The following is a 5,619-nucleotide window of genomic DNA, read 5'->3' as shown; positions in this document are numbered from 1 at the left end:
GGCCCCGGCACCGATCGCCCCTCGCTCACGCTCCGCCGGCACTTCCGCGTCAGCCCCGCCAAAGTCTGGCGCGCGTGGACCGACCCGCAAGCGCTGAAGCACTGGTTCGGCCCCGAGGAGATCGTCGACGTGCCGCTGGCCGAGGTCGACCTGCGCGTGGGCGGGCGCTTTCGCGTGACCATGTTGGCGGCCGACGGCGAGACGCACGATGTGAGCGGCACGTACCTCGAGGTCGTGCCCGAGCGCCGGCTGGTCTTCAGCTGGGCCTGGCGCAGCACGCCCGAGCGCGAGTCACGCGTCACGGTGCAGCTCGAGCCCGACGCGGGCGGCTGCGAGCTCGTGCTCATGCACCAGCAGTTCTTCGACGAAGCGGCGCGCGACGGCCACAACCATGGCTGGACCGGCTCCCTCGTCAAGCTCGAGAGTTGGTTGCTCGCCGGCGACACCGGGTGACGGCACAACCGACGGCCATCGCCGACACGCTGGACGCGATCTACCGCAGCGAGTCGCGCCGCATCTTCGCCACGCTGGTGCGGCTGCTGGGCGATTTCGACCTGGCGGAAGAAGCCCTGCACGACGCCTTTCGCGCCGCGCTCGAGCAATGGCCGCGCGAAGGCGTGCCGGCCAACCCGCGCGCCTGGCTGGTGTCGGCGGGGCGCTTCAAATCGATCGACGGCATCCGCCGGCAGGCGCGCTTCACCGCGTGGGACGACGCCACCGCCCACACCGACACGCTGGCCGATCCCGCGCCCGCCTGGCACGAAGCCGACCCCGATGCCGACGCGCTCGAGGACGACCGCCTGCGCCTGGTCTTCACCTGCTGCCACCCCGTGCTCGCACCCGACGCCCAGGTGGCGCTCACGCTGCGCGAGGTCTGCGGGCTGGCGACAGAGGAGATCGCGCGCGCCTTCCTCGTGCCCGCGCCCACCATCGCGCAGCGCATCGTGCGGGCCAAGGCGCGCATCCGCGATGCCGGCATTCCGTACCAGGTGCCGGGTCTGGCCGAATTGCCCGAACGGCTCGATGCCGTGCTGCGCGTGGTGTACCTCGTGTTCAACGAAGGCTATGCGGCTTCGTCGGGCCAGAGCGTGACGCGCGCCGACCTTTCGGCCGAAGCGATCCGGCTCGGGCGCTTGGTGGCCGAGCTGCTGCCCGACCCCGAGGCGCTGGGCCTGCTCGCGCTGATGCTGCTGCACGACGCGCGCCGCGCTGCGCGCACCTCGGCGCAGGGCGAGTTGGTGCTGCTCGACGCGCAGGACCGCGGCCTGTGGCACCTTGGGCAGATCGGGGAGGGCGCGGCGCTGGTCGAGCGCGCGCTGCTGTCGCGCCGCTTCGGCCCGTACACCTTGCAGGCCGCCATCGCCGCGGTGCACGCCGAAGCGGCCGAGGCCGCCGCCACCGACTGGCCGCAGATCGTCGGCCTGTACGACGTGCTGCTGCGGCTCGATCCCTCGCCCGTGGCCGAGCTCAACCGCGCGGCGGCCGTGGCGATGCGCGACGGGCCGGCGGCCGGGCTGGTGCTGATCGACGCGCTGCTCGCGCGCGGCGAACTGGCCCGCTACCACCTGGCGCACGGCGCGCGTGCCGAACTGTGCCGGCGCCTGGGCCGTACCGATGACGCGCGTGAGGCTTATCTGCAGGCACTGTCGCTGGTCCGCCAGCAGCCCGAGCGGCAGTTCCTGGAGCGGCAGCTGGCCTCGCTGCCCGACACGAAAAATTTTTGACAGCCCTTGTCGATTCCGGCCGTCGCCGTTCGACCAGTGATGTCCTCACTCAAATTTGCAAGGAGATTCCGCATGAAATACCTCTGCCTCGTTCACTGCGACGAAGCGGTGCTTCGCGCGCTGCCGCCCGACGAGCGCCGTGCGCTCAATGCCGACTCGATGGCCTACGACCGCCTGCTCGAAGCCGCTGGCCACTTCATCGCCGCCGAGGCGCTGAGCCCGGTGCGCGCCGCCAAGGTCGTGCAGGTGCGCCAGGGCCAGCGCTCGCACGTCGACGGCCCGTACGCCGAAGCGCGCGAGCAGCTGTGCGGCTTCATCCTGGTCGAGGCGCGCGACCTGAACGCCGCGATCCAGCTGGCGGGCCGCATTCCGATGGCGCGCTACGGCGCCATCGAGGTGCGTCCCATCGACGTCATGGAAATGATCGAAAACCCCGAGGGGAATGCCGCATGAGATACCTTTGCCTCATTTTCGGAACCGACGCGCAGACGAGCCACTTCTCGGCGCAGGACATGGACCACTACATCAACGAACACATCGACTACGACGCCCATCTGCAGGCGCTCGGCAAGCTCGTCGTGGCCGAGGCCCTGCAGCCGGCCGGCACGGCGGTCACGGTGCGCATGCGCAACGACAAGCTCTCGGTCACCGACGGGCCGTTCGCCGAAACCAGCGAGCAGCTGGGCGGCTTCTACCTGGTCGAGGCCGACAGCGAAGAAGAAGCGCTGCAGCTCGCGGCCGGCATTCCCTCGGCGCGCTTGAGCAGCATCGAGGTGCGCAAGGTCTGGTCGGCAAGCGACAGCGGAGCTGGCCCATGAGCGGCGCACTCGACCGGGCGGCGCCCGCCCGCGCCACGGCGCGCGAATGGACGGGGCTGGCCGTCATCGCGCTGCCCTGCATGCTCTATTCGATGGACCTCACGGTGCTGAACCTGGCGATCCCGTCGATCAGCGAAGACCTCAAGCCCACCGCCTCGCAGCTGCTGTGGATCGTCGACATCTACGGCTTCTTCGTGGCCGGCCTGCTGGTCACCATGGGCACGCTGGGCGACCGCATCGGGCGGCGCCGGCTGCTGCTGATCGGCGCGGTGGCGTTCGGCGTGGCCTCGGTGCTCGCGGCCTTCTCGACCAGCGCCAACATGCTGATCGCCACGCGCGCGCTGCTGGGCGTGGCGGGGGCGACGCTGGCGCCGTCCACGCTCTCGCTGATCCGCAACATGTTCCTCGACCCGGCGCAGCGCACCGTGGCCATCGGCGTGTGGATCTCGAGCTACTCGGCCGGCGCCGTCATCGGCCCGGTGCTGGGCGGCGTGCTGCTGCAGTTCTTTCCGTGGGGCTCGGTGTTCCTCATCGGCGTGCCGGTGATGGTGCTGCTGCTGGCGCTCGGCCCCTGGCTGCTGCCCGAGTACCGCGACCCCGACGCGGGCGCGCTCGACCTGGCCAGCGTGGCACTCTCGCTGGGCGCGGTGCTGGCGGCCATCTACGGCATCAAGCAGGTGGCCGAGCACGGGCCCGACGCGGTGTCGCTGCTGGCCATCGCGGCCGGTGCGCTGCTGGGCTGGCTGTTCGCGCGCCGGCAGGGGCGGCTGGCCAACCCGATGATCGACCTGCGCTTGTTCAAGCTGCCGGCCTTCAGCGTATCGCTGGGGGCGTACATGCTGGCCTGCTTCGTGATGTTCGGGCTCTTTCTGTACAACGCGCAGTACCTGCAGCTGGTGCTCGGCCTGCCGCCGCTGGCGGCGGGCCTGTGGAGCATGCCGGGCGCCGGCGCCTTCATCGTCGGCTCGATGATCGTGCCCGCGCTCACGCGGCGCCTGTGCCCGGCCTACGTGATGGGCGGTGGTCTGGGCGTGGCGGCGCTGGGCTTCGGCATGCTGGTGCTGCTGCCCGCGCAGGGCGGGCTGGCCTGGATGGTGACGAGCGCGGTCATCTCTTCGCTCGGCCTGGCGCCGGTGTTCACCTTGGCCACCGACCTGGTCGTGGGCAGCGCGCCGCCGGAGCGCGCGGGCGTGGCCTCGGCCATCTCGGAGACCAGCTCCGAGTTCGGCGGGGCGCTGGGCATCGCCATCCTCGGCAGTGTCGGCGCGGCGATCTACCGGGCGGCTATGGCCGATGCCGTCCCCGCCGGCCTGGCCGGTGCGGCGGCGGTCGAAGCCGCCCGCAGCACGCTGGGCGGGGCGGTCGCGCTGGCCGGGGAACTGCCCGGTACCACCGGCGCCGCGCTGCTCGACACCGGGCGCGAGGCGCTGCTGCGCGCCCTGCGGCTGGTGGCCGGCCTGTGCGCGGTGGTGCTGCTGTTCGTCGGCGTGCTGGTGGCCGTGCGCCTGCGCAGCGTGGGCACGGCCCCGGCGCACGGCGCGCAGGAAGAGGGCGCCGTACCCCCGGGCGGTGCCGCATTGCCGGAGCGTTGACGAGCCTCCATACTGGGGCTTCCACGACGCACCCCACGACCGAACGGAGGCCCCATGAGCAACGAACTGCGCAAGAAGCTGCATGACCTGGCGGAACTGTCCGACAGCACCTCCGACCCGCAGACCAAGGCCATCGTCGAGGCGATCCGGCTGCAGACGGCGGTGCTGAACGAGCGGCTGTTCAGCATCGAGCTGCAGCTCGGCGCGCTCGCCAAGCGCATGGAAAACACCACCGACTGAGTCGGCTGCTGCTTTGTGGGGATAATCCCCGCCATGAGCGGCAACACCTTCGGAACTCTCTTCGCGGTCACCAATTTCGGCGAGTCGCACGGCCCGGCCATCGGCTGCGTGATCGACGGCTGCCCCCCGGGCATGGCCCTGAGCGAGGCCGACATCCAGGGCGACCTCGACCGCCGACGCCCCGGCACCAGCCGCCACGTCACCCAGCGCAACGAGCCCGACGCGGTGCAGATCCTGTCCGGCGTGTACGAGGGCAAGACCACCGGCACGCCCATCGCGCTGCTGATCCAGAACACCGACCAGCGCAGCAAGGACTACGGGCAGATCGCCCAGCAGTTCCGCCCCGGCCACGCCGACTTCACCTACTGGAAGAAATACGGCATCCGCGATCCGCGCGGCGGCGGGCGCTCCTCGGCACGCCTCACCGCACCCATGGTCGCGGCCGGCGCGGTCGCCAAGAAGTGGCTGGCCGAAAAATACGGGATGGTGTTCCGCGGCTGCATGACGCAGATCGGCGAGATCGCCATTCCCTTCGAGAGCTGGGACCACGTCCCGAACAACCCCTTCTTCGCCCCCATCGCCGACGTGAGCGCGCTGGAGGACTACATGGACCGCCTGCGCAAGGCCGGCGATTCGTGCGGCGCGCGCATCCGCGTCACCGCCACCAACGTGCCCGTGGGCCTGGGCGAGCCGCTGTTCGACAAGCTCGACGCCGAGATCGCCTACGCCATGATGGGCATCAACGCCGTGAAGGCGGTCGAAATCGGCGCCGGCTTCGACAGCATCACGCAGCGTGGCACCACGCACGGCGACTCGATCACGCCGACGGGTTTCCTCAGCAACAACGCAGGCGGCATCCTGGGCGGCATCAGCTCGGGGCAAGACCTCGAGGTGAGCATCGCGATCAAGCCCACCAGCTCGATCATCAGCCCGCGCCAGTCGATCGACGTGAACAACAACCCCGTCGAAGTCATCACCAAGGGCCGCCACGACCCCTGCGTGGGCATCCGCGCCACGCCCATCGCCGAAGCCATGCTCGCGCTGGTGGTGATGGAACACGTGCTGCGCAACCGCGCGCAGTGCGGCGACGTGAACCCGCCCGCTGAGAAGACCGAAGCTGCGTCGCCGCAGTCGTCCTTCCTCTAGGGCTTGCTGACACTGTGCAAGGGGTCGCGAAGCTCGCCACAGCCCGCCCATCAAGGCGCGTGACGCCGTGCGTGCGTCCGCACGCACAAGGAGCGCAAC

General features: G+C 70.6%; 7 protein-coding genes. All 7 read left to right on the top strand.

Annotation, left to right across the window (positions count from 1 at the left end):
* A partial coding sequence (locus tag AC07Y4_RS32575) for an SRPBCC family protein (protein WP_495275671.1) occupies nt 1-453 on the top strand: 453 nt, incomplete at its 5' end.
* Nucleotides 450-1,724, top strand: a complete 1,275-nt coding sequence (locus AC07Y4_RS32570) for an RNA polymerase sigma factor (protein ID WP_487847315.1) — start codon at nt 450-452, stop codon at nt 1,722-1,724. The genes AC07Y4_RS32575 and AC07Y4_RS32570, both read left to right, overlap by 4 nt.
* A 72-nt stretch (nt 1,725-1,796) precedes the next feature.
* Complete coding sequence (locus AC07Y4_RS32565; protein ID WP_139703818.1) at nt 1,797-2,177, top strand: YciI family protein; 381 nt, start codon at nt 1,797-1,799, stop codon at nt 2,175-2,177.
* Nucleotides 2,174-2,542, top strand: coding sequence for a YciI family protein (locus AC07Y4_RS32560; protein ID WP_487847314.1), 369 nt, complete (start codon nt 2,174-2,176; stop codon nt 2,540-2,542). Before AC07Y4_RS32565 ends, AC07Y4_RS32560 begins: the two co-directional genes overlap by 4 nt.
* Nucleotides 2,539-4,134 carry an MFS transporter gene (locus AC07Y4_RS32555; RefSeq protein ID WP_487847313.1) on the top strand — a complete coding sequence of 532 codons (1,596 nt, stop codon included), beginning with the start codon at nt 2,539-2,541 and terminating at the stop codon, nt 4,132-4,134. The genes AC07Y4_RS32560 and AC07Y4_RS32555 overlap by 4 nt, the downstream gene beginning before the upstream one ends.
* Before the next feature lie 54 nt (nt 4,135-4,188).
* Nucleotides 4,189-4,374, top strand: coding sequence for a hypothetical protein (locus AC07Y4_RS32550; RefSeq protein ID WP_062475744.1), 186 nt, complete (start codon nt 4,189-4,191; stop codon nt 4,372-4,374).
* Nucleotides 4,375-4,407: 33 nt separating this feature from the next.
* Nucleotides 4,408-5,520, top strand: a complete 1,113-nt coding sequence (aroC, locus tag AC07Y4_RS32545; RefSeq protein ID WP_487847312.1) for a chorismate synthase — start codon at nt 4,408-4,410, stop codon at nt 5,518-5,520.
* Nucleotides 5,521-5,619 lie beyond the last annotated feature (99 nt).

This window comes from Variovorax sp. GW460-12-1-14-LB1, from assembly GCF_059423605.1.
Note: the sequence above shows the minus strand (reverse complement) of the source record. Positions and strands in the feature narration are given on the sequence as shown.